Annotated in this window: 23 protein-coding genes, 1 tRNA gene and 2 pseudogenes; 11 read left to right on the top strand and 15 right to left on the bottom strand. The window is 69.0% G+C overall.

Annotated features, from left to right (window positions below; all coding sequences use genetic code 11):
• Positions 1-32 precede the first annotated feature (32 nt).
• Together H7I87_RS06230 and H7I87_RS06225 are read left to right on the top strand one after the other, a co-directional pair.
• Positions 33-878 carry an SDR family oxidoreductase gene (locus tag H7I87_RS06230; protein WP_011723693.1) on the top strand — a complete coding sequence of 282 codons (846 nt, stop codon included), beginning with the start codon at positions 33-35 and terminating at the stop codon, positions 876-878.
• Positions 879-892: 14 nt separating this feature from the next.
• Complete coding sequence (locus H7I87_RS06225) at positions 893-1684, top strand: SDR family NAD(P)-dependent oxidoreductase (protein ID WP_009974856.1); 792 nt, start codon at positions 893-895, stop codon at positions 1682-1684.
• A 4-nt stretch (positions 1685-1688) separates the two neighbouring features.
• On the opposite strand, the gene H7I87_RS06220 is transcribed toward H7I87_RS06225, so the two are convergent.
• Complete coding sequence (locus H7I87_RS06220; RefSeq protein WP_085989539.1) at positions 1689-3251, bottom strand: LCP family protein; 1563 nt, start codon at positions 3249-3251, stop codon at positions 1689-1691.
• A 311-nt stretch (positions 3252-3562) separates the two neighbouring features.
• The gene (locus H7I87_RS06215; protein WP_003877168.1) at positions 3563-3832 is read right to left on the bottom strand and encodes a hypothetical protein; all 270 of its coding nucleotides are present in this window, start codon (positions 3830-3832) and stop codon (positions 3563-3565) included.
• A 150-nt stretch (positions 3833-3982) separates the two neighbouring features.
• Between H7I87_RS06215 and H7I87_RS06210 the strand changes: the two genes are divergently transcribed.
• On the top strand, positions 3983-4159 hold the full coding sequence (locus H7I87_RS06210; RefSeq protein WP_003875741.1) for a hypothetical protein: 177 nt from the start codon (positions 3983-3985) through the stop codon (positions 4157-4159).
• A gap of 24 nt (positions 4160-4183) precedes the next feature.
• Here H7I87_RS06210 and H7I87_RS06205 read toward each other — a convergent pair whose 3' ends face one another.
• Positions 4184-5680, bottom strand: coding sequence for an amidase (locus H7I87_RS06205; RefSeq protein ID WP_023861929.1), 1497 nt, complete (start codon positions 5678-5680; stop codon positions 4184-4186).
• Positions 5681-5741: 61 nt separating this feature from the next.
• Between H7I87_RS06205 and H7I87_RS06200 the strand changes: the two genes are divergently transcribed.
• From H7I87_RS06200 to H7I87_RS06185, 4 genes are all read left to right on the top strand, one after another.
• A complete protein-coding gene (locus tag H7I87_RS06200) occupies positions 5742-6611 on the top strand; it encodes an alpha/beta fold hydrolase (RefSeq protein ID WP_011723696.1) in 870 nt (289 codons plus the stop codon).
• A gap of 82 nt (positions 6612-6693) precedes the next feature.
• On the top strand, positions 6694-7362 hold the full coding sequence (locus H7I87_RS06195; RefSeq protein ID WP_003877170.1) for a S1 family peptidase: 669 nt from the start codon (positions 6694-6696) through the stop codon (positions 7360-7362).
• Positions 7363-7493: 131 nt separating this feature from the next.
• On the top strand, positions 7494-7964 hold the full coding sequence (locus tag H7I87_RS06190; RefSeq protein ID WP_023861928.1) for a lipoprotein LpqH: 471 nt from the start codon (positions 7494-7496) through the stop codon (positions 7962-7964).
• A gap of 34 nt (positions 7965-7998) precedes the next feature.
• On the top strand, positions 7999-9021 hold the full coding sequence (locus H7I87_RS06185; RefSeq protein WP_023861927.1) for an MAP_0585 family protein: 1023 nt from the start codon (positions 7999-8001) through the stop codon (positions 9019-9021).
• A gap of 6 nt (positions 9022-9027) precedes the next feature.
• On the opposite strand, the gene H7I87_RS06180 is transcribed toward H7I87_RS06185, so the two are convergent.
• Positions 9028-9969 (bottom strand): lytic transglycosylase domain-containing protein, encoded by a 942-nt coding sequence (locus tag H7I87_RS06180; protein WP_011723698.1) that lies wholly within the window; start codon positions 9967-9969, stop codon positions 9028-9030.
• A gap of 140 nt (positions 9970-10109) precedes the next feature.
• On the opposite strand from H7I87_RS06180, the gene H7I87_RS06175 reads away from it, so the two are divergent.
• Both H7I87_RS06175 and H7I87_RS06170 read left to right on the top strand, forming a co-directional pair.
• Positions 10110-10859, top strand: coding sequence for a DUF732 domain-containing protein (locus H7I87_RS06175; RefSeq protein WP_011723699.1), 750 nt, complete (start codon positions 10110-10112; stop codon positions 10857-10859).
• 146 nt (positions 10860-11005) lie between these two features.
• The gene (locus tag H7I87_RS06170; RefSeq protein ID WP_033724894.1) at positions 11006-12865 is read left to right on the top strand and encodes a tetratricopeptide repeat protein; all 1860 of its coding nucleotides are present in this window, start codon (positions 11006-11008) and stop codon (positions 12863-12865) included.
• Positions 12866-12947: 82 nt separating this feature from the next.
• Here the strand turns inward: H7I87_RS06170 and H7I87_RS06165 are convergent.
• Together H7I87_RS06165 and H7I87_RS06160 are read right to left on the bottom strand one after the other, a co-directional pair.
• Positions 12948-13019: transfer RNA gene (locus H7I87_RS06165), tRNA-Thr, on the bottom strand.
• 30 nt (positions 13020-13049) lie between these two features.
• Positions 13050-13766, bottom strand: a complete 717-nt coding sequence (locus H7I87_RS06160; protein ID WP_003875751.1) for a hypothetical protein — start codon at positions 13764-13766, stop codon at positions 13050-13052.
• Between the two features lie 158 nt (positions 13767-13924).
• On the opposite strand from H7I87_RS06160, the gene phoP reads away from it, so the two are divergent.
• Both phoP and H7I87_RS06150 read left to right on the top strand, forming a co-directional pair.
• Positions 13925-14644 carry a two-component system response regulator PhoP gene (phoP, locus tag H7I87_RS06155; RefSeq protein ID WP_003875752.1) on the top strand — a complete coding sequence of 240 codons (720 nt, stop codon included), beginning with the start codon at positions 13925-13927 and terminating at the stop codon, positions 14642-14644.
• A 46-nt stretch (positions 14645-14690) separates the two neighbouring features.
• Positions 14691-16137: pseudogene (locus tag H7I87_RS06150) on the top strand (sensor histidine kinase).
• 76 nt (positions 16138-16213) lie between these two features.
• On the opposite strand, the pseudogene H7I87_RS06145 reads toward H7I87_RS06150, so the two are convergent.
• The 9 genes and pseudogenes from H7I87_RS06145 to H7I87_RS06105 form a co-directional block, all read right to left on the bottom strand.
• Positions 16214-16513: pseudogene (locus H7I87_RS06145) on the bottom strand (HIT family protein); the annotation flags it as partial.
• A gap of 34 nt (positions 16514-16547) precedes the next feature.
• Positions 16548-16970: a ketosteroid isomerase family protein gene (locus tag H7I87_RS06140; protein ID WP_003875755.1), complete on the bottom strand. Its 423-nt coding sequence runs from the start codon at positions 16968-16970 to the stop codon at positions 16548-16550.
• Between the two features lie 69 nt (positions 16971-17039).
• Positions 17040-18167, bottom strand: a complete 1128-nt coding sequence (locus tag H7I87_RS06135) for an NDMA-dependent alcohol dehydrogenase (RefSeq protein ID WP_003875756.1) — start codon at positions 18165-18167, stop codon at positions 17040-17042.
• Between the two features lie 167 nt (positions 18168-18334).
• Positions 18335-18883, bottom strand: coding sequence for a nuclear transport factor 2-like protein (locus tag H7I87_RS06130; RefSeq protein WP_003875757.1), 549 nt, complete (start codon positions 18881-18883; stop codon positions 18335-18337).
• A 3-nt stretch (positions 18884-18886) separates the two neighbouring features.
• On the bottom strand, positions 18887-19096 hold the full coding sequence (gene fdx, locus H7I87_RS06125) for a ferredoxin Fdx (RefSeq protein WP_003875758.1): 210 nt from the start codon (positions 19094-19096) through the stop codon (positions 18887-18889).
• A gap of 12 nt (positions 19097-19108) precedes the next feature.
• A complete protein-coding gene (gene cyp51, locus H7I87_RS06120; protein WP_009974879.1) occupies positions 19109-20464 on the bottom strand; it encodes a lanosterol 14-alpha demethylase in 1356 nt (451 codons plus the stop codon).
• Positions 20461-21288: an SDR family oxidoreductase gene (locus H7I87_RS06115; protein WP_003875760.1), complete on the bottom strand. Its 828-nt coding sequence runs from the start codon at positions 21286-21288 to the stop codon at positions 20461-20463. Before H7I87_RS06115 ends, cyp51 begins: the two co-directional genes overlap by 4 nt.
• Complete coding sequence (locus tag H7I87_RS06110) at positions 21289-22515, bottom strand: cytochrome P450 (protein ID WP_003875761.1); 1227 nt, start codon at positions 22513-22515, stop codon at positions 21289-21291.
• On the bottom strand, positions 22512-23159 hold the full coding sequence (locus tag H7I87_RS06105) for a TetR family transcriptional regulator (protein ID WP_003875762.1): 648 nt from the start codon (positions 23157-23159) through the stop codon (positions 22512-22514). Before H7I87_RS06105 ends, H7I87_RS06110 begins: the two co-directional genes overlap by 4 nt.
• Positions 23160-23265 lie beyond the last annotated feature (106 nt).

Raw genomic sequence — 23265 nt, 5'->3', positions numbered from 1 at the left:
CTAGAACCTGTTCCAGTTCGAAAGGGCCTCGCGTGCAGCTTTCCTTCCAAGACCGGACCTATCTCATCACCGGCGGCGGCAGCGGGATCGGCAAGGGCGTGGCCGCGGGCCTGGTCTCGGCCGGGGCGTCCGTGATGATCGTCGGCCGCAACCCGGACCGGCTGGCCGGCGCCGTCGAGGAGATCGCACCGCTGGCCGACCGCGCCGGGAACGGCGGGGCGATCCGCTACGAGCCCACGGACGTCACCAACGAGGACGAGGTGGTCCGCGCGGTCGACGCCGCGACGGCATGGCACGGCCGGCTGCACGGGGCCGTGCACTGCGCCGGAGGCTCGTTGACGGTCGGGCCGATCACCCACACCGACTCGGAGGCATGGCGAAACACCGTCGACCTCAACGTCAACGGCACCATGTACGTGCTCAAGCACGTCGGGCGCGAACTGGTGCGCGGGGGCGGCGGCTCGTTCATCGGGATCTCCTCGATCGCCGCCAGCAACACCCACCGCTGGTTCGGGCCCTACGGCGTCACCAAGTCGGCCATCGACCACATGATGATGCTGGCCGCCGACGAACTCGGGGAGTCGTGGGTGCGGGTCAACAGCATCCGCCCGGGCCTGATCCGCACGGATCTCGTTGACGCCAGCGTGATTCAGTCGCCGGAGATCAGCGCGGACTACGCCCAGTGCACGCCGCTGCCCCGCGTGGGCGAGGTCGAGGACGTCGCCAACCTGGCGATGTTTCTGCTCAGCGACGCCGCCGGCTGGATCACCGGCCAGTGCATCAACGTCGACGGCGGCCACATGTTGCGTCGCGGCCCCGACTACTCGTCGATGATGGTGCAGATGTTCGGCCAGGACGCGCTGCGCGGCGTGGTCTGAGCCGGGAGAATCGCATGAAAAGGCTTGAGGGCAAACGGATTCTGGTGACCGGCGCCGCGTCGGGCATCGGCCAGGCGACCGCGCTGCGGTTGCTGGACGAGGGCGCCGCGGTGGCCGCCTCCGACGTCGCCGTCGACGGGCTGGAGCGGACCCGCGACCGGGCGGCGCAGGCCGGCACCGCCGAGCGGCTGGTCACCGTGACCATGGACGTGGGCCGCGAGGACGCGGTGGTCGACGGCGTGCGCGTCGCCGTCGAGCAGCTGGGCGGCCTGGATTCGCTGGTCAACGCCGCCGGCATGCTGCGCGCCGCGCACACCCACCAGACCAGCCTGCAGCTGTGGAACCAGATCATCGGCGTCAACCTGACCGGGACCTTCCTGGTGGTCCGGGAGGCGCTGCCGGCGCTGCTGGACAACGCGCGCAGCGCGGTGGTGAACTTCAGCTCCACGTCGGCCTCGTTCGCCCACCCCTATATGGCTGCCTACGCCGCGAGCAAGGGCGGCATCCAGGCCTTCACCCACTCGCTGGCGCTGGAATACGCGCGCCGGGGCCTGCGCGCGGTGTGCGTGGCGCCGGGCAGCATCAAGTCCGGCATCACCGACGCCACCGGCGGCTACATCCCCGAAGACGCCGACTGGTCGCTGTTTTCGCGGTTGCTGCCGGTGCTGCCGACCACGGTGGAATCCAGCGGCACGGGGATGGCCGAGCCCACCGCCGTCGCCGGGGTGATCGCCATGCTGGTGTCCGACGACGGCGCGTTCATCACCGGCACCGAGATCCGCATCGACGGCGGAACCCACGCCTGAGAGTTCAGTTCACGCACGGCACGCCGCCGCCGTCGATCGGTTTCCCCTGATCCGGCGTCGGATACGTGGTGGTGGTGCCGTTGTAGTAGTAGGTCTTGGCCTTGCTCGACGTGGTGGTGCTGCTGGTGCTGGTCGTGTCGTCCAGCTGGGTGTCGTCGGTGGTGGGCATCGTGAAGTTGGTGTCCACCGTCAGCCGGATGTGGCCGGGCGCGATGCTGGGGCTGGGCTGGTTGGGCGCGTCCAGGCTGAGCAGGTTGGCCAGGTTGCGCGCGTCGTTCTGGGCGCCGGCGCCGTACTCGATGGTGGTGGCGGCCGGGTCGCCGGACTCGCGGTCGCGGACCTGGCCCGTGGTGTAGCCCCGCTTCTTCAGCGCGTGCGACACCTCGCTGGCCAGCCCGCTCATGCTGCCGGAGTTGACCACGTCGACCACCGTGGACGGATCGGGTGCGACGGACGTGCTGGTGGGCGCGGACGTCGGCGCGTCGGCGCCGATCGCGGCCGCTACCTCCGCCTTGATCGCCGCGGGGTCGACGATGTTGACGTCCTGACCGTCGATGTTGTCGTAGCGCACCACGGGCAGCGTGCGGAATTCGATGTTGCCGCCGGCCAGCCCGCCCAGCCGCTGGATCATGTCGTCGGTCCAGCCCGCCGACAGCACCACGTCCTTGCGCGCCACCGCCATCAGATTCTTGAGCTTGTCGATGTTGGTGAAGGTGCCCGCCGCCTGCAGCTCCTGCATGACCGAGGAGATGAACGCCTGCTGGCGGTGGGTGCGGTCCAGATCGCCGTTGTCCAGGCCGTGCCGCTGCCGGACGAACGAGAGCGCCTCGGACGCGTCCAGCCGCTGGCGCCCGGCCGGGAAGTCGGCGCCGGAATACGAGTCGTAGACGGGATGGTTCAGGCACACCTCGACGCCGCCCAGGGTCTGCGCCAGGTCGTAGAAGCCGGCCAGGTTGACCTCGGCGAAGTAGTCGATGGGCACCCCGGTCAGGTTGCGCACCGCGCGCAGGGTCGCCGCCCGACCGGCTTCGCGGCCTTTGGTCTCGAGTTCCTTCTGGCTGCTGGTGCCCTGGTTGGCCAGCTTCTGGGCGACGTACTGCTTGGTCAGCCCGTACGCCTCCTTGATCTTGATGTGGTTGTATCCGGGCACCCCGCTGAACGGCACCCAGTCGTCGCGGGGGATGGAGAACGCGACGACCTTGTTGTCGGCGCTGACGTGCACCAGGATCAGCGTGTTGGTGTTGTAGCCGCCGTCGTCGGAATCGCCCGCGTGCAGGTGCTTCAGGATCGAATACGGTAGGTCGTTGCCGTCCTGGTCCTTCCGCGAGTCCAGCCCGATCAGCAGGATGTTCATGTTGTCGCCGCTGGAGCGGGGATCGTCGGGTTGCAGCGCGTTGGACACCGTGATGCCGCCCAGCGCGCCGTGCGCGACGTAGTATCCGGCGCCGGTCAGCCCGATCGCCGCCACGGAGACCAGCGCACCCAGGGTGCGCGTCAGCCCCTTACGGAAACGGGAGGGCTGACGGACGGCTCGATGGCGGCGATGGGCACCGCCCGAGCGGGCCATCACAACCCTCTGCCCACACCCAGCACATCGCCGGGCGCCGTGACGGCGGTTTGCGGCGATGTTGCTCCAAGCATGGTGACAAGTATGCGTTAGCTCGCTGTGAAGCCCCCAATCGAGAGCACCCGTCACCAGGGGCAACCGGGCGCGTGGGTGGCGCCGGTTTGCGCCGGCGATCGCCGCCCCACCTGCGGGTTTACCCCCGGTCTGGGGCCGGGTGGGGCCGCGCCGATCTCCGGGAGGTCTCGGGCCGAACACGGCGCTGTCCGGATCGACTCGCATTCGTTACCGCGCGGACACCGCACCTGGCCGCGCTAGCGGGCCTTGACCAGGTCTTCGCCCGATTGGTAGAAGAGCGCGATGTTGCTGCCGGTGACGATCTCGGCGAGGTAGACGCCGACGGGTTCGACCTCGTAGTAGTAGTGGGCGTTGCCCTCGGTGTCCAGCGTCGAGGCGCAGGACAGCCCCGGCGCGCCGCAGCGCTGCTTGATGGGCGCCGCGAGGGCGGCGAGCAGCACGACCACGGCGATGCCGATGGTCAGCGGGATTCGGTGCACCGGTGACCCCGTTCGCGCCAGATTCACGGCTGGAGTGTAAGCGGCAGACCCCGCGGGTACGCGGCCCTGAGCCGAGCGAAGGGCCGAGACACGCTTGCGGCCGCTCCCGGCGGCGCGGCCGCGAAATTCCGAGCCGCCCGAGCGCGAGGCGGACGCGGACAGGATTGGAGGGCAGGCATGCGCGCCGAGGAAGGCGACGAATCCGTCAAGGACTATGCAAAGGAAAGCCGGGAAACCCTGGGTCGCATCAAGGCTTCCCAACATGGCGGCGGCCGGCTCGGTGCCATCGCCCGCCGCTTCGCGCGGCTGTGGCGCGGACCCCGCGGACCGGAGGACGCCGGTCCCGCCCGCTGAGCGCGTAAGCGCTTGGGCCACAGGCTAATTCGGTGGGGTGACCGGCGCCGGGTGGCGCTGCGCCCACGGCCGGGCCTGCTCGAGTTGCGCGGCCAGTTGCAGCAGATCCCCGTCGGCGCCGAGCTTCCCGACGAACTGCACACCGAGCGGAAGGCCGTCGTCGGTCCAGTGCAGCGGCACGCTGATCGCGGGCCGCCCGGTCAGGTTGGCCAGCTGCGTGTAGGGCACCCAGCCCAGGCTCTCCCGGATGAGGTCATCGAGAATCCCGCTGAGCCGCATCAGTTTACCGCCGCGCACCCTGCTGACCAGGCGGGCCGCGCGCTGCAGCGCCGCCGACGTCGAGGTGGCACCGACCACCAGGGGAGGGGTGGCCAGGGTGGGCGTGAGGAAGAAGTCGTAGCCCTCGTGGAACGCCGCCAGCGACTGGATGTAGGTGTTCCTGTTCTCCAGGGCGGACATCACCGGCAGCACCCCGCCGGACCGGCCGAGCTCACTGATTGCCAAGGTGTCGGCCTCGAAGTCGTTGTCGCGGGCCCCGGTTCGCCTCCTGATGTCGGCGACCTGCTGGTGCAGCTGGGCGAACCAGATGGTCAGGAAGTCACGCCCCAGCGCGGCGTCGTCGTAGGGCGGGGCAACCTCGCGCACCCGGTGGCCTAACGCGCTCAGCAGGGCCGCACTGTTCTCGACGGCGGCGACGGCCTCGCGGTCCGGGCGCGGGTTGAGCGCCGAACGGGCCGAGTACCCGATTGTCAGAGGTCCCGGAGGGCGCGTGATCTGTTGGGCAAAGGGCTTGTCCGGCAGCGCAACTCGGTAGGACGCGTCGGGGTGGTGCCCGATGATCGCGTCCAGCAGCGCGGCGCTGTCGCGCACCGTGCGGGTGACCACACCCTGGGTGGCCATGCCCAGCATCAGCTCGCCGGTCTGCGGGCCGTAGGGCGCCAACCCCCGGCTGGGCTTGAGGCCGACGAGGCCGTTGCAGGCGGCCGGGATGCGGATCGACCCGCCACCGTCGTTGGCGCCCGCGGCCGGGACAATGCCGGCCGCCACCGCCGCGCCGGATCCGCCCGACGAGCCGCCGGGGGTGCGTTCGGTGTCCCACGGATTGCGGGCGGGTCCCCAGTAATCGGGCTCGGTCACCCCCTTGGCCCCGAACTCGGGCGTATTGGTCTTGCCGAAGATCACCAGCCCCGCGTCCAGGAACCGCTGGGTGACCAGCGCGTGCCGGTCGGCGACGTCGTTGGCCAGCGACCGTGACCCGCACGAGGTGGGAAAGCCGCGATACTCCTGGCCGAGGTCCTTGAGCAGGAACGGCACCCCGGCGAACGGCCCGCTCAGGTTCGGGTCGGCGGCTTGCCGGTCGGCGACGTCGTCGAGCCGGCACACGATGGCGTTCAGGCGCGGATTCACCGCGTCCGCGCGCTGCCGTGCCAGCGCGAGCAGTTCGGCCGGCGTGACCTGCTTGTCCGCCACCAGCCCGGCCAGGGCGGTCGCATCCAACGCCATGTACTCGTCCAGACGCATGCCGTTGACGTTAAGCCACCGCGGGCCCGGCCGGGGGCCGCCTTAGTATCACCTGGTGCCCATGGCAGCCGAACCCTTCACGATCCGCGGCCCCGGCGGCGTTCAGATCGTCGCCGACCGTCTCGGGGATCCTCGCGCGCGCGCCGTGGTGTTCCTGCACGGCGGCGGGCAGACGCGGCGGTCGTGGGGCAAGGCGGCCGCCGCCGTCGCCGCCCGCGGGTGGCAGGCGGTCACCGTCGACCTGCGCGGGCACGGCGAATCGGACTGGTCCGGCGACGGCGACTACCGGGTCGTCAGCTTCGCCGCCGACGTGCAGGCGGTGCTGGGCACGCTGCCCCCGAAGCCGGTGCTGGTCGGCGCCTCTCTCGGCGGTTTCACCTCGATGCTGCTCGCCGGCGAACTGTCCCCTGGCATCGCGAGCGCGGTCGTGCTGGTGGACATCGTGCCGAACATGGATCAATCCGGGGCCAACCGGATTCACGCCTTCATGGCCGACCGGGTGGACTCGGGATTCGCCTCGCTCGACGAGGTCGCCGACGCGATCGCCGAATACAACCCGCACCGGCCGCGGCCAACCGATCTGGAGGGCCTGACCACCAACCTGCGTCGCCGCGGCGATCGCTGGTATTGGCACTGGGATCCGCAATTCATCAGCGGCACAGCGGCTTTCCCGCCGTTCGAGGTCACCGACCCCGATCGGATGCACGCGGCCGTCGAGGCGATCCTGCGCGACGGCGTGCCCATCCTGATGATCCGCGGCCAGATGAGCGACCTGGTCAGCCAGGAGCGCGCCGACGAGTTCCTGGCGCGCTTCCCCCAAGTCGAATTCACCGACGTGCGCGGGGCGGGGCACATGGTCGCCGGCGACCGCAACGACGTTTTCGCCGACGCCGTGCTGGATTTCCTGGCCCGCCACCTCGACGTCGAATGAACCATGGGAAGGGCTGGGCGCCGGCCTCTTTCGGCCCGGCGGCGCTGCTACTATCTGCCGGGCGCAAGCGGAGGAGGGCGGCGTGACCGTGTCGTGGCTGCGGGGGTCGGGGCTCGTCGGGGCGGTGTTGGTGGCCGCCACGGCGGTGGCGAAAACCGCGGGCGCGGCACCCCCTCCGGCCCTGCCGGCCCCGCCGCCGTCGCCGGGCATCGGCGTCGATCACGAAAACGGCAGGTGCACAGCCGGATTCGCCGCCCAGGGTTCCGACGGCAGCTACTACCTGATGACCAGTGGGCACTGCGACGCGCACGACGGCGCGGAGTGGACGTACGGGAACGACGCTCCGCTGGGCAGGATCTCGGCCAGTGAACACGAGGGCGACAAGCGGGACGCCGCGATCATCCGGCTCGAGCCGAGCGTCGGCATGCCCGTCGGTGACGTCGGTGGCAGGTATCAGGTGCGGGATGTGTTGAGCCGCCCCCAGATTCAGGTCGGCATGCCGTTCTGCAAGATCGGGGCGGTCACCGGGGAGACGTGCGGTGCCATCAAGGGCGTCGACGGCGACGTCGTCGAGGCCAGCGTGTTCAGCCTGGACGGCGACAGCGGCAGCCCGGGGTTCGTGATGAATCCCGACGGCAGCGTGAGCGCGGTGGGCCTGTTGATGTCCTCGCCCGACGGGGACGACTACACCACCTACTTCATGCTGGTCAATCCGCTGCTGGACCGGTGGGGCCTGCGGATTCTGCCGTGACGTTTGCGCATCTGGGGCATGGGGTATCCGCCGGACCGGCCTCGAACGCGTCGGCCCCGGGACTGTTGACGGGCTGTCGGCGCGGCCAACGGCAAGAGGCGGGCGGAACCAGCGACACGAAGGGAACAGTAGTGAAGCGTGGGATCGTAGTGGGGGTGGCCGGAGTGGCCCTGGTGATCGGGGCGAGCGCCGGTTGTTCGAGCAACAAGTCGAACACCGGGGCGTCCGGTTCGTCGGGCGCGCCGGTAGCGGCGGCCCCGCAGCTCATCGTCGACGGTCAAACCCAGAACGTCAGCGGGCAGGTCACCTGCACCACCAACGGTGACAAGACCACCATCGGCATCGGCGACCCGACCGCCGGCCTGGGCGCCGTGGTCAGCAACGGCAATCCGCCCCTGGTGCATTCGGTCGGCTTGGGCACCGTCAACGGCGTCGCGCTCGGCTTCTCCGACGCCGCCCCGAATCAGGGCGGCAACGCCGGGGCCGCGGTGAACGGAAAGACGTGGGCGATCAAGGGCACCGCGACCGGCGTCGACATGAGCAACCCGCAGCAACCACAGCAGGTAACCAAGTCATTCGAGTTGGACGCCACCTGCCCGTAGTGCAGGCCGTCGGACACCCAAGGGGGACGCAGCTATGTCAATGAAACGTGTGGTCGGCGCCGCCGCGGTGGCGGCCGGCCTAGGCATCTCCGCGGCGTCGCTGAACGCCGGATCGGCCTACTCGGCTCCGCTTGACCCCCCGCCGCCGTGCCCGAACTGCCACGGTGGCGGTGGCAACCCCGGCGGGCCGGGCGGTGGGCCCGGCGGCCAGCCGGCCGGTCCCGGGGGCGGCGCCGGCGGCCAGCATGGCGGCAACACCCCGCCGCAGGGCGGGCAGAACAACCCGCCGCAGAACGGCCCGAACAACGCGCCGCAGAACGGTCCCAACAACGCGCCGCAGAGCGGCCCGAACAACCCGTCGCAGGGCGGCCCCAACAACGCGCCGCAGAACGGCCCGAACAACCCGCCACAGGGCGGGCAGAACAACCCGCCGCAAAACGGCCCGAACAACCCGCCACAGGGCGGGCAGAACGAGCCCGGCGGCCAGTACCCGCCGAACCAGCACGGCCAGAACCCGCCGCAGAACGGGCAGAACCAGCCGCCCTACGACCACGACCAGAACCCGCCGACGCCGGGCGGACCGACCAATGCGCCGGCGAACACCCAGAACCCGCCGCCGCCACCGGAGCGGCAGCGCTACGCGGCGCTGAACCCGCCCAACACCCAGCCGCCGCACCCGCCGTACGTGCCGCGTCACGACGTCGTCACCGCCAGCGCCCAGATCGGCGGCCCGGCCGGTGCCGACGTCCAATTCAGCATTGTGGGTCGCGGCGCGCCCCCGCCGCCGCGCGAGCACGGCTACGGCTGGAACGACGGCCCGCCGCCGCACCACCCGCCGCCGAACTGGTATGGGCCGCCGCCTCCCGGCGGCTGGGACGGTCCGCCGCCTCCCGGTGGCTGGAACCGGCCGTGGGACGGACCGCCGCGTGACGTGGCGGTGGCGCGGGCCGACTTCGGGCCCTTCAGCTACAACACCTTCACCGTGATCCCGGTCTTCAACTGGCAGTACGGCGGTTGGGGCTACTGGTTCTTCGGTGTGTGGGTGCCGCTGTACTGATCCGCGTCACTGCGGGTGCGCCGCCACGTAGTCGGCGGCCGGGATCGGTGACGACGCGTCGTAACCGATGGGCAGCAACACGTCGCCCGCCGTCGTGAAGCAGTAGACGTCCCACCGGTAGTAGGCGGCGAAGGTTGCGGGGTCGGCGGCCATCAGCGCCGCATACTGGTCGACCGCGCGCACGTATTCGCTCGCGTGGTTGTAGGCGTAGATGGCGTGGTCCCGATCGGCGGCGAAACCGTTGGCCGCCAGGTAGCGGCCCGCGGCCAGGATGCTGTCGCGCGGCGAGTGGATGTCGCCGCCCTGCCCGTAGCCGGCGAAGGTGGACGGCAGGAACTGCATCGGCCCCTGCGCGCCCGCGGTGCTCGCGCCGACGATGCTGCCGAACCGCGTCTCGATGAAGTTGATCGCCGCCAGGTAGTTCCAGCCGACACCGGACTCCGCCTCGGCCTGGTGGTAGTAGCCGAGCAGCTCGTCGGCGGGGGCCGGCGGCTCGATTCGCCACGCCGGCAAGGTGTTTCGCACCGGAGTCAACGCGGTGAGCTGCCGGCGGGCGTCGACGTTGCGGTCGTAGACGTCGATGAGCTCGGCCGGGATCCGCCCCCGCGCGGCCGCCTCCCACTCCGGATGGCGGGCGATGGCGCGGTAGGCCGCCTGTTCGCGGTGCGCGGCCGCCGTCAGGGCCGGCTCGGACGTACCCGGGTCGCGCAGGGCGCGCTCGTCGGCGACGAGGTCGTCGCCGAGCTGGGCCGGGTCGGAGGCCAGCCGCGGCTGCGCGCCACCGGGCGTGTCCGCGTCGGCGGGCACCATTCGCGACGCCGGCGCCGAGGGCGCGGCGGTCCGCGTCGCCGTTGGGCGCGGCGCGGCCGACGGATGCGACGGCGAACAGCCGGCGAGCGCGACCAGGACCGCGGCGGCGACGAGCGGTGCGGTGCGCCGATTGCTCACGGTGAATCCTTAGGGCCGACGGGTTCACAGCGAGTCTTTCGCATCCGGGCGCGCCACATCAATGCCGCGGCGGCGATCGATCGGGATTGGTCGGCGCCCGGGGCTTGTGACAACGCCGCGACACTCTCAAACTGGTTGATATGCGCGACCGCGAGACCATCGACGCGGAATTGCGGCGCATCGCCCTCGCGCGCCGATCGATTCACCGGCAAGGCGGCCAACCGTCATCGCGCGAGGTCGACGAACTGCTCGACGAGCTACTGGCCCACAGCGCCGGCCAGGCCGTCCCCGACCAGGCGGCATCGCAGGAAACCGCGGCGGCCGCCACGCCCCGCCGGCACGGCGGCGCGCTGCACCGCGCCGGCCTACTCGCGGCGTTGCCGCTGTCGCTGATCGCCGTCGCAGCCGCCGCGGTGATGATTTTCTTTGTCCACCAACGCGATTCGACGGCACCGGCGACCGAACCCGCGCCGTCGGCCGCGCCGCCCAAAGCGGCGGCGCCCAAACCGCCCGCGCCGAGAATCGAGATGGCCGACATGGCGTTCATCGCCGCGCTGAAGCACGAGGGCGTGCCGGTGCCCAGCCAGGACTACGTGATGAAGCAGGGGCACGCGGTGTGCGACTTTCTGGCCCAGCAACACAATTTCGCCGACGCCATCGGGTTCGTGCAGCGCTCGTCGATCTGGAACGCCGAGCAAAGCGCCGAGGTCACCGCCGGCGCCATCGTCGCCTACTGCCCGCAGTCGCAAGCCACCGCGGCCGACCTGACCGGCCCGGCCTATCAGAACACCCTCTCGGATCTGCAGGCCATCGAGGGAAAACTGCAGGGCATCGAGGGCGATCTGCAGGGAATTCAGCGGGACCTGGACAACATCCCGGGCCACCGGTAACCGTAGCCGGCGCGCAGCGGTTCGGTCATATCGCCGCAGCGCCACCGGTTTGCGGCATAAAGTCCCCTTCGTCCCGATGATTCTGCCGGCGCGCGACGGGGGAAATCATGTTCGATGCAGTCCGCTGGCGTTTGTCGGCGGGCGCGATGGCCGTCGCTGTCACCGTCGCCGCATGCTGTGCGCCGTCCGAACCGGCGGATCCCTGCATGGTCGCCTCCGGCGCGGCAGACGAGTCGCAGGGCATGGATGCCATGGCGATGGCGACCGAGGCCTGTCCGCTGGTGCGGCTGACCGAGAACGATCCCGACCCCCCGTTGTATCCCTACCTCGGAAGCGCGCATTGGCACGTGCCCTGGGCGCAGGAGTATTTCGATCAGGGCTTGCGCTTCTACTTCGGGTTCAACAACCGCGAGGCCTATCGCGCATTCAAGAAAGCGGCGCGTGACGCCGAGGACAACGACATTGCCTGCTCGGCGTGCTATTGGGCGCAGGCCCTCGTCCTGGGCGTCGACCTGAACATGCCGAGGGAATTGGAGCCCGACCGCGACGCCGCGAACAACGCGCTGCGCCGCGCCGCCCGGCAAAAGCCGAACGGGGAAGACGACAAAATCATCGCCGCCCTAACCGGACGCTATCGGGACTGCCCGAAAACCGACGACCCCAGGAAATGCCAGGCGGGCCGCAACCAGGCCTACTACGACGGGATGAAGGCGGTGGTGGACGAGTTCGGCCGCGACGACCCCAACGTCATCACCCTGTTCGCCGACGCGGCGATGAACATGACGCCGTGGGCGTACTGGAAGGACGGGAACCCCGTGTCCCCGCGGACCACGCAGGCGCGGGAGTATCTCGAAAAGGCTTTGGAATTAAGCCAATACCCGCCGAACGAGGGCCCCATCCACTGGTACATCCACCTGATGGAGCAGTCCCGCACACCGGGCGCGGCGGGCAAGTACGCGGACCGGCTGGCGGCGCTGGCGCCGAACTCCGGTCATCTGGTCCACATGCCGTCGCACATCTACTACCGGATGGGCGACATGCCGAAGGCGATCAGGGCCAACAAAGAGGCGATCGACGCCGACGAAAGGTATTTCGCGACCGAACCGCATCTGTACCGCCCGGACGGCGACCGCTACCGGTACGGATATTATTTGCACAACATCCATTTCGTGATCGCCGCCGCGGCGTTGAGCGGAGACGACGACGAACACGACGTCGACCGTTACGCGGATAAGTTGCTGCAGTGGCTGCCCGACAACGCCAGCGGTTTCCGCGCCGACGTCTACCGGTCCGCCTACTATTTGGCCAAGATCAATTTCTCCAGCACGGCCGACATCCGTGGCTTCGATCCGCCGAGCCCGTTCAATCAGCAGCCGTTGGCCACCATCGCCTACGACTTCGCGCGGCTGATGGCCGATATTTGGGATAGAAACAATTCCTCGCACTGGCTGGACACGCTGGACGGCGACGTCGCCAGATACCGCCAACACGCAACCGCCAGCGGCAAACCGAACGCGGACTGCGATCCGAGGCTGGAGCTCCCGAAACCCGAGCTGTGCCTGGCCGCGATCCTGCGTGACCTGGGGCATGCGCGGGCGTCGGCGGCCAAGGCCGATTGGGGCGCCGCGGCCGATGTCGCCAACGAAGCCGTCGACATCCAGGACAAGCTGCCCTACGACGAGCCGCCCCTGTGGCCCTACCCCGTGCGCCAGACGCTGGCGTCGATCCTTATCCGCCGGGCGATCGCCGCCGGCAATCCGATGGAGCGGGCCCTGCACCTGGCGGCGGCCAAGGAACTGCTGCTGAAGAGCCTCAACAAGGCCAAGGGCGACGACCCCGAGCAGACCCCGATCGGGACCTTCCCCGGCAACGGCTGGGCGTACTACGGGCTGCTGGAGATCGCGACGCGGGACGGCTCCCCACCGGAGGTCGTCAAGGCGGCCGACGCCGAACTGGTCCGGCACTGGTTCGGCGGCACCGGGTACCGGAGCCTCGATCGCCTCTAGGCCGCGCGTGAAGGGTGTGCGAACCCGAAGCCGTTGCGGGGCAAGGCCAAACGAAGGCCGCCCGAAGGCGACCGATGCTGCGAGCCCCCTGTCAGGATTGAACTGACGACCGCTCGCTTACAAGGCGAGTGCTCTACCACTGAGCTAAGGAGGCGGGGTAAAACCCGGAGCCCAGCCTAATCGCTCACTCGTCGGTGTCGATCACGCGTGCCGATCGCACCGCGCGCGACGACGGGCGCCGCCGGCCCGGCAACGGGATCCGGTCGGCGATGTTGCTCAGCGGGTTGACCACCATGGTCAGCGCGACGACGGCGTCCTGCAACGTGGCGATCGCGGGCTCGAGTGCCTCCATCCCGGGCGTCAACCGCGCCAGGGTGTCGGCGACGTCGGCGAGCTGGTCCAGCGGCCCGTGCTTGGCGGTCAGCTTGTCGATCAGCCCGCCCTCGGCCAGCAGCCGGTCGGCCAGCCCGTCCTCGGCCAGCAGCCGCTCGATCAGCCCGTCCTCGGCGACCAGCTGGTCGGCCAGCCCGCCGGGCTGCAGGGTGCGTTGCAGGGCGCCGCCCTCGGCGGTCAACCGGTCCAGCAGGCCGCCCTCGCTGGTCAGCATGTCGACCACCCCGCCCGGGCGCAGCAAACGGTCGAGCGGCCCGTCCGGCGCCACCGCCCGGCCCAGCGGCGCGTCGTCGTCGAGCAGCCGGGCCAGCCGGTTGGCCCGCACGATCGCGTCGTCGATGCCCAGCATCGACGTCATCGCGTTGGTGCCGGCGGTGCCGCTGTCGCCCAGCGCCCGCTTCGCCACGCCGACGGCCGCGCTGGCCACGCTCAGACCCGCGTCCGCCGCGGCCAGCCCCGCCCGGGCCGGAGCGGTCGCGGCCGACACGATGTTCTTGGCGAGGTTCATTCCCCGAGTCTATGCACGATGAGGCCCGGAAAACCCCGATCCGTCCCAAGGCAATGCGATGATTCCTGGCAGACTACTATCAGTCTGTTGGCACTGAGCTCGCAGGAATCACACAATCTTTCCATAGCAAACGTTCAAGCAAGGGACACCAGCACCTCATGACATCGGCCACCCCCACTGACGCCAAACCGGAGGCCCGCGTTCTCGTCGTCGACGACGAGGCCAACATCGTCGAACTGCTCTCGGTGAGCCTGAAATTCCAGGGGTTCGAGGTCCACACCGCCACCAACGGCGCCCAAGCCCTGGACCGGGCGCGCGAGGCCCGTCCCGACGCGGTGATCCTGGACGTGATGATGCCCGGCATGGACGGGTTCGGGGTGCTGCGCCGGCTGCGCGCGGACGGCATCGACGCGCCCGCGTTGTTCCTGACGGCGCGAGATTCCTTGCAGGACAAGATCGCCGGGCTGACCCTGGGCGGCGACGACTACGTGACCAAACCGTTCAGCTTGGAAGAGGTGGTCGCCCGGCTGCGGGTCATCCTGCGGCGCGCCGGCAAGGGCGGGGCCGAACCACGCAGCGCCCGACTGACTTTCGCCGACATCGAACTCGACGAGGAAACCCACGAAGTGTGGAAGGCCGGTCAACCGGTCTCGCTGTCGCCGACCGAATTCACGCTGCTGCGCTACTTTGTCATCAACGCGGGCACCGTGTTGAGCAAGCCGAAGATCCTCGACCACGTGTGGCGCTACGACTTCGGAGGTGACGTCAATGTCGTCGAGTCCTACGTGTCGTACCTGCGCCGCAAGATCGACACCGGCGAGAAGCGGCTGCTGCACACGCTGCGCGGCGTCGGCTATGTGCTGCGGGAACCGCGCTGAGCGCGCGCTCGGCCACCGGCGGTAGCGAGGAATCGGTCAGATGGTGGTGACAAGGCCTCGACGCGGACTACCCCTGCGGGTGGGGCTGGTCGCCGCCACCCTGGCCCTGGTCGCCTGCGGTCTGGCCGTCTCCGGCATCGCGGTCACGTCGATCCTGCGGCACAGCCTGGTCAGCCGTATCGACTCCACCCTGCTCGACGCCTCCCGCGGCTGGGCGCAGGCCCCGCGGCGCCAGTCGTCCTCGGCCTACGAGGGCCCGGACCCGGGCCGCCCGCCGTCGAAGTTCTACGTGCGCGGCGTCAGCACCGACGGGACGCCGTTCACCGCCATTAACGACCGCAACGCCGAACCGGCGCTGCCCGCCGACAACGACGTCGGACCCAACCCGACGACGTTGCCCTCGGTGAACGGTTCGGACATCCAGTGGCGCGCCGTGTCGGTGCGCGGCCCGCACGGGCTGACCACGGTGGCCATCGACCTGTCCGACGTCCAGCACACCGTCAGCTCGCTGGTCTGGCTGCAGATCGGCATCGGGGTCGCGGTGCTGGCCGTGGTGGGCATCGCCAGCTTCGCGGTGGTGCAGCGCAGCCTGCGGCCGCTGGTCGAAGTCGAACAGACCGCCGCGGCGATCGCCGCCGGCCAGCTGGATCGCCGTGTGCCGGAACGTGATCCGCGCACCGAGGTGGGCCGGCTGTCGCTCGCGCTCAACGGCATGCTCGCGCAGATCCAGCAGGCGCTGGCGTCCTCGGAGTCCTCGGCCGAAAAGGCCCGCGGCTCCGAGGACCGGATGCGGCGCTTCATCACCGACGCCAGCCACGAGCTGCGCACCCCGCTGACCACCATCCGGGGATTCGCCGAACTGTATCGCCAGGGCGCGGCCCGCGACGTCGCGATGTTGTTGTCGCGCATCGAAAGTGAGGCCTCGCGGATGGGCCTGCTGGTAGACGACCTGCTGCTGCTGGCCCGGCTGGACGTGCAGCGGCCGCTGGAACACCACCGGGTGGACCTGCTGGCGCTGGCCAGCGACGCCGTGCACGACGCGCAGGCGATGGACCCCAAGCGCACCATCACCCTGGAGGTCCTCGACGGCCCCGGCACCCCGGAGGTGTTCGGCGACGAGCCCCGCATCCGGCAGGTGCTGGGCAACCTGATCGCCAACGCCCTGCAGCACACCCCGGAAAGCGCCGACGTCACGGTGCGGGTGGGCACCGACGGCGACGACGCGGTCCTCGAGGTCGCCGACCGGGGTCCCGGAATGAACGAGCAGGACGCGTCGCGGGTGTTCGAGCGGTTCTACCGCACCGACTCGTCAAGGGCGCGGGCCAGCGGCGGTACCGGGCTGGGGCTGTCCATCGTCGAGTCGCTGGTGCGCGCGCACGGCGGCACCGTCGGCGTGACGACCGCGCCCGGCCAGGGTTGCTGCTTCCGGGTGACGTTGCCGCGGATCAGCGACGTGCCCGCGGTTCAGGCCAGCTGAGCCAGGGCCGCCTTGATCTTGGCCTGGGCCTCGTCCAGGGACTCCGGGGACGGGTTGCGGTCCACCTTGGCGAAGCCGAAGTCGCTGAGGCTGCGGGTGGGGAAGACGTGCACGTGCAGGTGCGGCACCTCCAGTCCGGCGATGATCAGTCCGGACCGTTCGGTCCGGAACGCCTTGCACACGGCCTTGCCGATCAGCTGGCTGACACCCATGACCCGGTTGAAGGCCGCGCTGTCCACGTCCTGCCAGTTGTCGATCTCCTCGCGCGGCACCACCAGCGTGTGGCCCTGCGTCATCGGCTCGATCGTCAGGAACGCGACGACGTCGTCGTCCTCGTAGACGAAGCGGCCGGGGAGTTCGCGGTTGATGATCTTGGTGAAGATCGACGCCATGGGCCCAGCATAGGTGCGCCGGATTCGGCGCGGCTCACGACTCCTGGCCGAACTGCATCATGTCCAGGTTCCAGTACCCGCGCATGTTGGTGATCAGCCCCGCCTCGTCGACCTTGTAGGTGAACACCCCGCGTACCGAGCTGGTGACGCCGCCGTCGAACCTGCTGTTGAGCACCAGGATGTGGGCGATCTCGTCGGGCGACGACGACGGGAAGGTCTCCTCGCAGGTGATGGAGAGCTGGTTGGCCGCGATGTTGGCGTCGAAGAACGCGCCGACGGCCTCCTTGCCGCGGACCCCGGTGCCGTCCGGGTTGGTGACGGACTTGCCGATCGGGTCCTCGATGACGACGTCGTCGGACATCAACGCCAGCCAGCCCGCCCGGTCGTGCGCCTGCACGCACCGCCACGAGGCCTGCGACGCGGCCAGCGCCGGGGATGCCGCTGCGGTTTCGGTCATCTGCACTCCTGATGTTGCGCACCCCATGGCGCCGATTCGTCCCGGCGCCACGGGGTGGCCGAAAGCGGGTTACCGGTCGGCGTCGGTGTAGCGGATGACGCCGCGAATGTTCTTGCCGTCCAACATGTCCTGGTAGCCGTCGTTGATCTGCTCGAGCCGGTACTGGCGGGTGATCATGTCGTCCAGGTTGAGCTTGCCGGCCTTGTACATCGACAGCAGCTGCGGGATGTCGTACTGCGGGTTGCCGCCACCAAAGATGGTGCCCTGCAAGTTCTTCTGCATCAGGGTCAGCATCGCCAGGTTCAGCGTCACGTTGGTGTCCAGCAGGCTGCCGATGGCGGTCAGCACGCAGGTGCCGCCCTTCTGGGTGATGTTCAGGTAGTTGTCGACGTCGGCGCCCTGCAGCTCGCCCACGGTGACCACGACCTTGTGTGCCATCAGGCCGTAGGTCACCTCGGCCATGCCGGCCATGGCGGCCATGATGTCGGGGTAGACGTGGGTGGCGCCGAACTTCAGTGCCTGGTCGCGCTTCCACTCCACCGGGTCGATCGCGAAGATGTAGCGGGCGCCGGCGTTGACCGCGCCCTGCAGCGCCGCCATGCCCACGCCGCCGACGCCGACGATGGCGACGTCCTGGCCCGGCCGGATGTCGGCGGTGCGGACCGCCGACCCGTAACCGGTGGTGACGCCGCAGCCGACCAGCGCGGCCACCTCGAACGGGATCGACGGGTCGATCTTCACCACCGAGCTGCGGTGCACCACCATGTACGGAGAAAACGTGCCCAGCAGCGTCATGGGGTAGACGTTCTGGCCGCGGGCCTGGATGCGGAAGGTTCCGTCGGACACCGCTTCGCCGCCCAGCAGACCCGCACCCAGGTCACACAGGTTGCGCATGCCCGCCTGGCAGGTCGGACACGAGCCGCAGGACGGGATGAACGACAGCACCACGTGGTCGCCCGGGGCGATGTCCTCGACGCCGGGGCCGACCTCGGTGACGATGCCCGCGCCCTCGTGCCCGCCGAGCACCGGGAAGCCGGCCATCGGGATGCCGCCGGTGACGAGGTGATGGTCGGAGTGGCACATGCCCGCCGCTTCCATCTGGATCTTGACCTCATGCGCTTGCGGGTCGCCGATCTCGATTTCCTCGATGGACCAGGGCTGGTTGAACTCCCAGATCAGTGCGCCTTTTGTCTTCACGATGGTCCTGACCCCATTTCGCCTTTGAATTGAGACCGACCGGCCCCTTCATGCCGGCCAGCTAGGTGACGGGTGCCACAGGCACCCTTGTCGCGTCAGCATAGCGCGTGCAACGAATCAAATGCTTGGTTGGTACCCGCGGCGATCTTCTGCGGGGCGATCGGTGTTCACCAGATCGGGACGGGCGCCTGGCCGAGCGGGTAGTAGCCCGGCAGCTTCTCGCCGGCGACGCTGCGCTCGATCCGCTTCTGCATGCCCGCGGACAGATCGCCGGATTCGATGAGCTTGCCGAACATCTTCGCGACGTGACCGAAGTCGAAGAAGTCGCGCTGCCATTCGATGAGGTTGTCGCTGTTGAGCCGAAACCAGCTGCCGCCGATGCCGTAGATCTCGTCCTGGGTGCCGTCGGCCTTGTTGACGATCTGCTTCCAGAAGCCGACGATCTCGCCCTGCTTCTCGTCGATGAGCACCTTCTGGTATTCGTAGACCCAGTTCTCCAGGCCTTCCATCTCCAAACCCAGTGCGATATCCCGGATTTCGTCGACCCCGACGCACATCACGTCTTCCTTGGGGCCGATGTTCCAGCCGTAGGTGGCGTCCTTGGCGTAGAAGTCCGCCAGCGGCCGCCAGTCTCCGGCCTTCTCACAGTCCTTGTTGGCCTGCAACCAGCGGTCGACCCAGGCCTCGAGTTCTTCGCGTGACGCCGTTGCTGTCATGGGTCAGTCTTCTTTCTCTTTGATGAACAGTGCTTGGGTTGGGCACATTTCGACCGCGCGCTCGACCTCATCGCGGGCGTCTTCGGGCGGCTCGGGGTCGACGATCTCGACCTTGCCCCGCTTGGGAACCCGGAAGTAGTCCGGGGCCTCGAGTTCGCACATGGCGTGGCCCTGACACAAATCCAGATCCGCTTCGATTCTGAATCCGCTCATCGGACGTACTCCTTACGCATTGCGCTTGCGGTAGCGGACCTTCGCCGGCCGGGCGAGCTGCACCACCATCTTGGAGTGGTCGTTGCGGTAGCTGTCCGCGGGTTGCGCCATCTCGAAGTCGTACTCGCGCAACAGGACCGAGAAGATCGCCTTGATCTGCATCTGCGCGAACGCCGCACCCACACAACGGTGCCGGCCCGCGCCGAACGGAATCCAGGTCCACCGGTTGACGATGTCGGCCTGCTCGGGCTTGTTGTAGCGGTCGGGCTTGAACGCGTCCGGGTCGGGAAAGTCCTCCGGGATGCGGTTGCTGATCGCCGGGGAGGCCGCGACGTAGTCGCCCTCGTGGATGGGGAAGCCCTCGACCTCGAACTCGCCCTTGGCCACCCGCATCAGGATGATCAGCGGCGGGTGCAGCCGCAGCGTCTCCTTGACCACGTTGTCGAGCTTCGGAATCGACCGCAGCGCATGGAAACTCACCTCCTGGCCGTCGGCGTAGAGCTCCTCGAGCTCGGCCAGCACCTCGGCATACACGTCGGGATGGCGGATCAACTCGATCAGCGTCCACGCCGAGGTCCCGGAACTGGTGTGGTGCCCGGCGAACATCAGCGAGATGAACATCCCGGTGATCTCGTCGGCGGAGAACCGCGGCTTGCCGTCCTCGTCCTTGATCGACACCAGCACGTCGAGCATGTCGCGGTCGGCCTTGTCCTTGGGCGGGTTGGCCAGCCGCTGGTCCATGATCTCCTGCACCAGCGCAACGAGTTTCACCCGCGCCTCGTCGCGTCGTTTGAAGCTCTCGATCGGCAGGTAGGGATCGACGTAGCACAGCGGGTCGGTGCCGCGTTCCAGGTCGTGGTAGTACTCGGCGAACCGGTGGTCGAGCTGCTCGCGGAACTTCAGCCCGATCAGGCACGCCGTCGAGGTGTAGATGGTCAGCTCGGCGAAGAAGTCGAGCAGCTCGATCTCGCCCTCGTCCCCCCAGTCGGCGATCATCTTCTTGACCTCGCCCTCGATGGTGCTGGCGTGGCCCTTCATCTGCTCGCCGCGCAGCGCCGAGTTGTGCAGCATCTCCTTGCGCCGCTCGGGGCTGGCGTCGAACACCACGCCCTTGCCGAAGATCGGCGTCATGAACGGATACGCCTCGGCCTGGTCGAGATCCTCGTCGGCGGAGCGGAAGAAGAACTCGTTGGCCTGGGCGCCCGAGAGCAGGATGACGTGCTTGTCCACCAGCTGGAACCAGCCGACGTCGCCGCACTCGTCGCGCACGCGCTGCATCAAACCGATTGGGTCGGTGCGGAATTCCTCGAGGTGGCCGTGTTCTTCCTCGCCGCCGGAAACCCGGGGCACCACGGTGCTGGTCGTCATTGTCCTGGCATCCCCTCTTCGCCGAGTGCGAGCTTCTGGCGATCCTTGTTGTCCGCCAACGGCGCTTCGGGCTGAAGCTCCATGTTCGCGATGAAGCCGCCGCGCGGTGTCTCGGCGACGAACGTGATGGCTCGCGCCAGGTCCGCCGCGCGCAGGAAGTAGTCGTGGCGTGCCTGGCCCCATTTGGCCCAGTCCTCCAGGGCCGGGCCGATCTTCTCGGCCGGCAGGCTCCATCCCATCGCCGTCTTCGTCGGGCCCGGGTGCACGACCGAGGCCCGCACCCCGGTGCCCTCGAGCTCCATCTGGAAGTTGTTGACCATCGCCACCAGCGCGGCCTTGGCCGCGCCGTAGGCGCCCATGTGCGGCCGCTGGCGCAGGGCCACGTCGGAGCCGACGAAGATCAGGTCGCCGCGTTGCCGCTCGAGCATGCCCGGCAGCACGGCCGAGGCCAACCGGAAGGCGCCGACCAGATGTATCTGCAGTTGCGACTCGAATTCGTCGCCCGCGATCTCGGCGAGCTTGCCGAAGTAGGTGTCGCCCGCGCCGGCGACCAGCACCTCAATGTCGCCCAGCGCGTCCACCGCCTGTGCGACAAAGGATTTCACCGAGTTCGGGTCGGTGACGTCCAGGTGGAATCCCACCGCTTCGCCGCCGTCGGCGTTGATCTTGCCGACGATGTCGTTGAGCTTCTCCACCCGCCGGGCGCCCAGCGCGACCGGGAAGCCGTGCGCCGCGAGCTCGATCGCGGTGGCCTCGCCGATCCCGGAGGAGGCCCCGGCCACGATGGCCGGGCGACGTTCGGGCAACGGATCAAACCGGGGCATTCAGCGGACCTCCACGCTCATGGGTAGGTGAGCGAATCCGCGGACATTGCTGGAGTGGACGCGGACGGCGTTGGCCTCGTCCACCTCATATCCGCGGATTCGCTTGAACAACTCGGTGAGCGCAACCCGGGCCTCCATCCGCGCCAGATGCGCGCCCAGGCAGAAGTGTGCGCCACTACCGAAACTCAACAGTTTGGGCCCGATTTCGCGCCCGATCAGATAATCGTCGGGGTTGTCGAAGACCCGCTCGTCGCGGTGCCCGGACCCGGGCAACAGCAGCAGGACGTCGCCCTCGGGAATGGTGGTGTCGTACAGGGTCAGCGGCCCGGAGACGGTGCGGGCCAGGATCTGGCTGGAGGTGTCGTAGCGCAGCGTCTCCTCGACCCACAGCGGCACCCGGGACAGGTCGTCGTAGACGGGCGTCAGCTGGTCGGGGTTCTTGTGGCCCCAAAACGCGGCATTGGCAAGCAGTTTGGTGGTGGTCTCGTTACCGGCGATCACCATCAGGAACATGAAGCCGAGCACCTCGTCGTCGGTGAGCCGGTCGCCGTCGATCTCGGCCTCCAGCAGCGCCGACGTCAGGTCCCCGGTGGGCTTCTTGCGCCGCTCCTCGACCATCCCCTGGTAGTAGACGATGAGGTTGAGCGAGGCCTCGACCGCCTCCGGCGGCACGTCGGTGACCCCCTCCTCGCGGTGCATCACGCCGTCGGCCCAGGCCCGCACCTGAACTCGATCGGCCTGGGGCACACCCATCAGCTCGGAGATGACGTCCATGGGCAGCTTGCCGGCGAATTCGTCGACATAGTCGACGGCGCCGCCGGCCGCAGAGCCCGCCTTGTCCAGCATGGTGTCGAGGTGCTGGGTGGCGATCTCGGTGACCCGGGGCTCCAGTTCGCGAATCCGCCTGGGCGTGAAGCCCTTCGAGACCAGCGTGCGCAGCCGCAGATGGGCGGGGTCGTCCATCGCCAGGAACGACATCGTCTTGGACGCGTGCGGGCCGCGGGACGCCGGGTCCAGCGAGACGCCGTACTTGTTGGAAAGCGTTGTGCTGTTGCGGAATCCCTGCAGCACGTCTTGATGCCGGGACAGCGCCCAGAACTTCAGTTCGTCGTTGCGGTACAGCGGGGCCTCATCGCGAAGCCGCTTGTAGTACGGGTAGGGGTCTTCGTGGAAGTCGTAATCGTAGGGATCGAGCACCAACTCGTGGTCGCCCACATGGACGGTCATCGTGTGTCTCCAGCCTCTGTCTCTGGGCTTGCCTGTGTGGTGCCGGTCAGGATGAGCCGCACCACGTAGGCCAGCCGATCGGCGATCTCGCGGTAGCTGAACTCGCCGCTGCCGGCCTGGACCAGCGCGCCGAAGAACGACATCTCCAGCGCCGACACCGTGGTCGGGTCGGCGTCGGGGCCCATCGCCGAGGTGATCCGGCGGTGGATCTCCACCCCGATCCGGTCGCGCGCCGCGCGCACCGCGGGATCGGCGCCGCCGCTGAGCAACGCCGTCGTGCAGGCCGCGCTCACCTCCGGCTCGTCGGCGACTACCAGGGCCAGGTGCCGCAGCACCTGTTCGACCCGGGTCGGCATCGGGTCGTTGACGTCGGTGAAGTAGGGGACCTGGCGCACCAGGTCCAGGTAGACCTCGGCGATCAGGTGGTTCTTCGACGAGAAGTAGGTGTAGGCGGTGGCGGGGGCGACCTTGGCGCGGGCCGCCACCGCACGCACCGTCAGGTCGGAGTAGGACTTCTCCCGCAGCGTTTCGATGCCGGCGGCCAGCACCTTGCGGAAGGTCTCCTCCTGGCGCCGGTTGCGCGGCGGCTGACCGGTCTCACCGCCGGCGTCGGATGTGATAGTCACCAGGGCGTCGCTGGACACATGTCCAAGCTAGCGGACGCGTTCGCCACGAAGCAAGCCCGATCCGGAAAGACACCGGTTAATCAGCTGTTTTCGCGCCGTTTCGGGTGGCTTGCCGCGATCGCCC

The organism is Mycobacterium timonense (genome assembly GCF_025821985.1).
In the GTDB taxonomy this organism is placed as follows: Bacteria; Actinomycetota; Actinomycetes; order Mycobacteriales; family Mycobacteriaceae; genus Mycobacterium; species Mycobacterium avium.
This window is presented reverse-complemented; position numbering and strand designations above follow the sequence as displayed.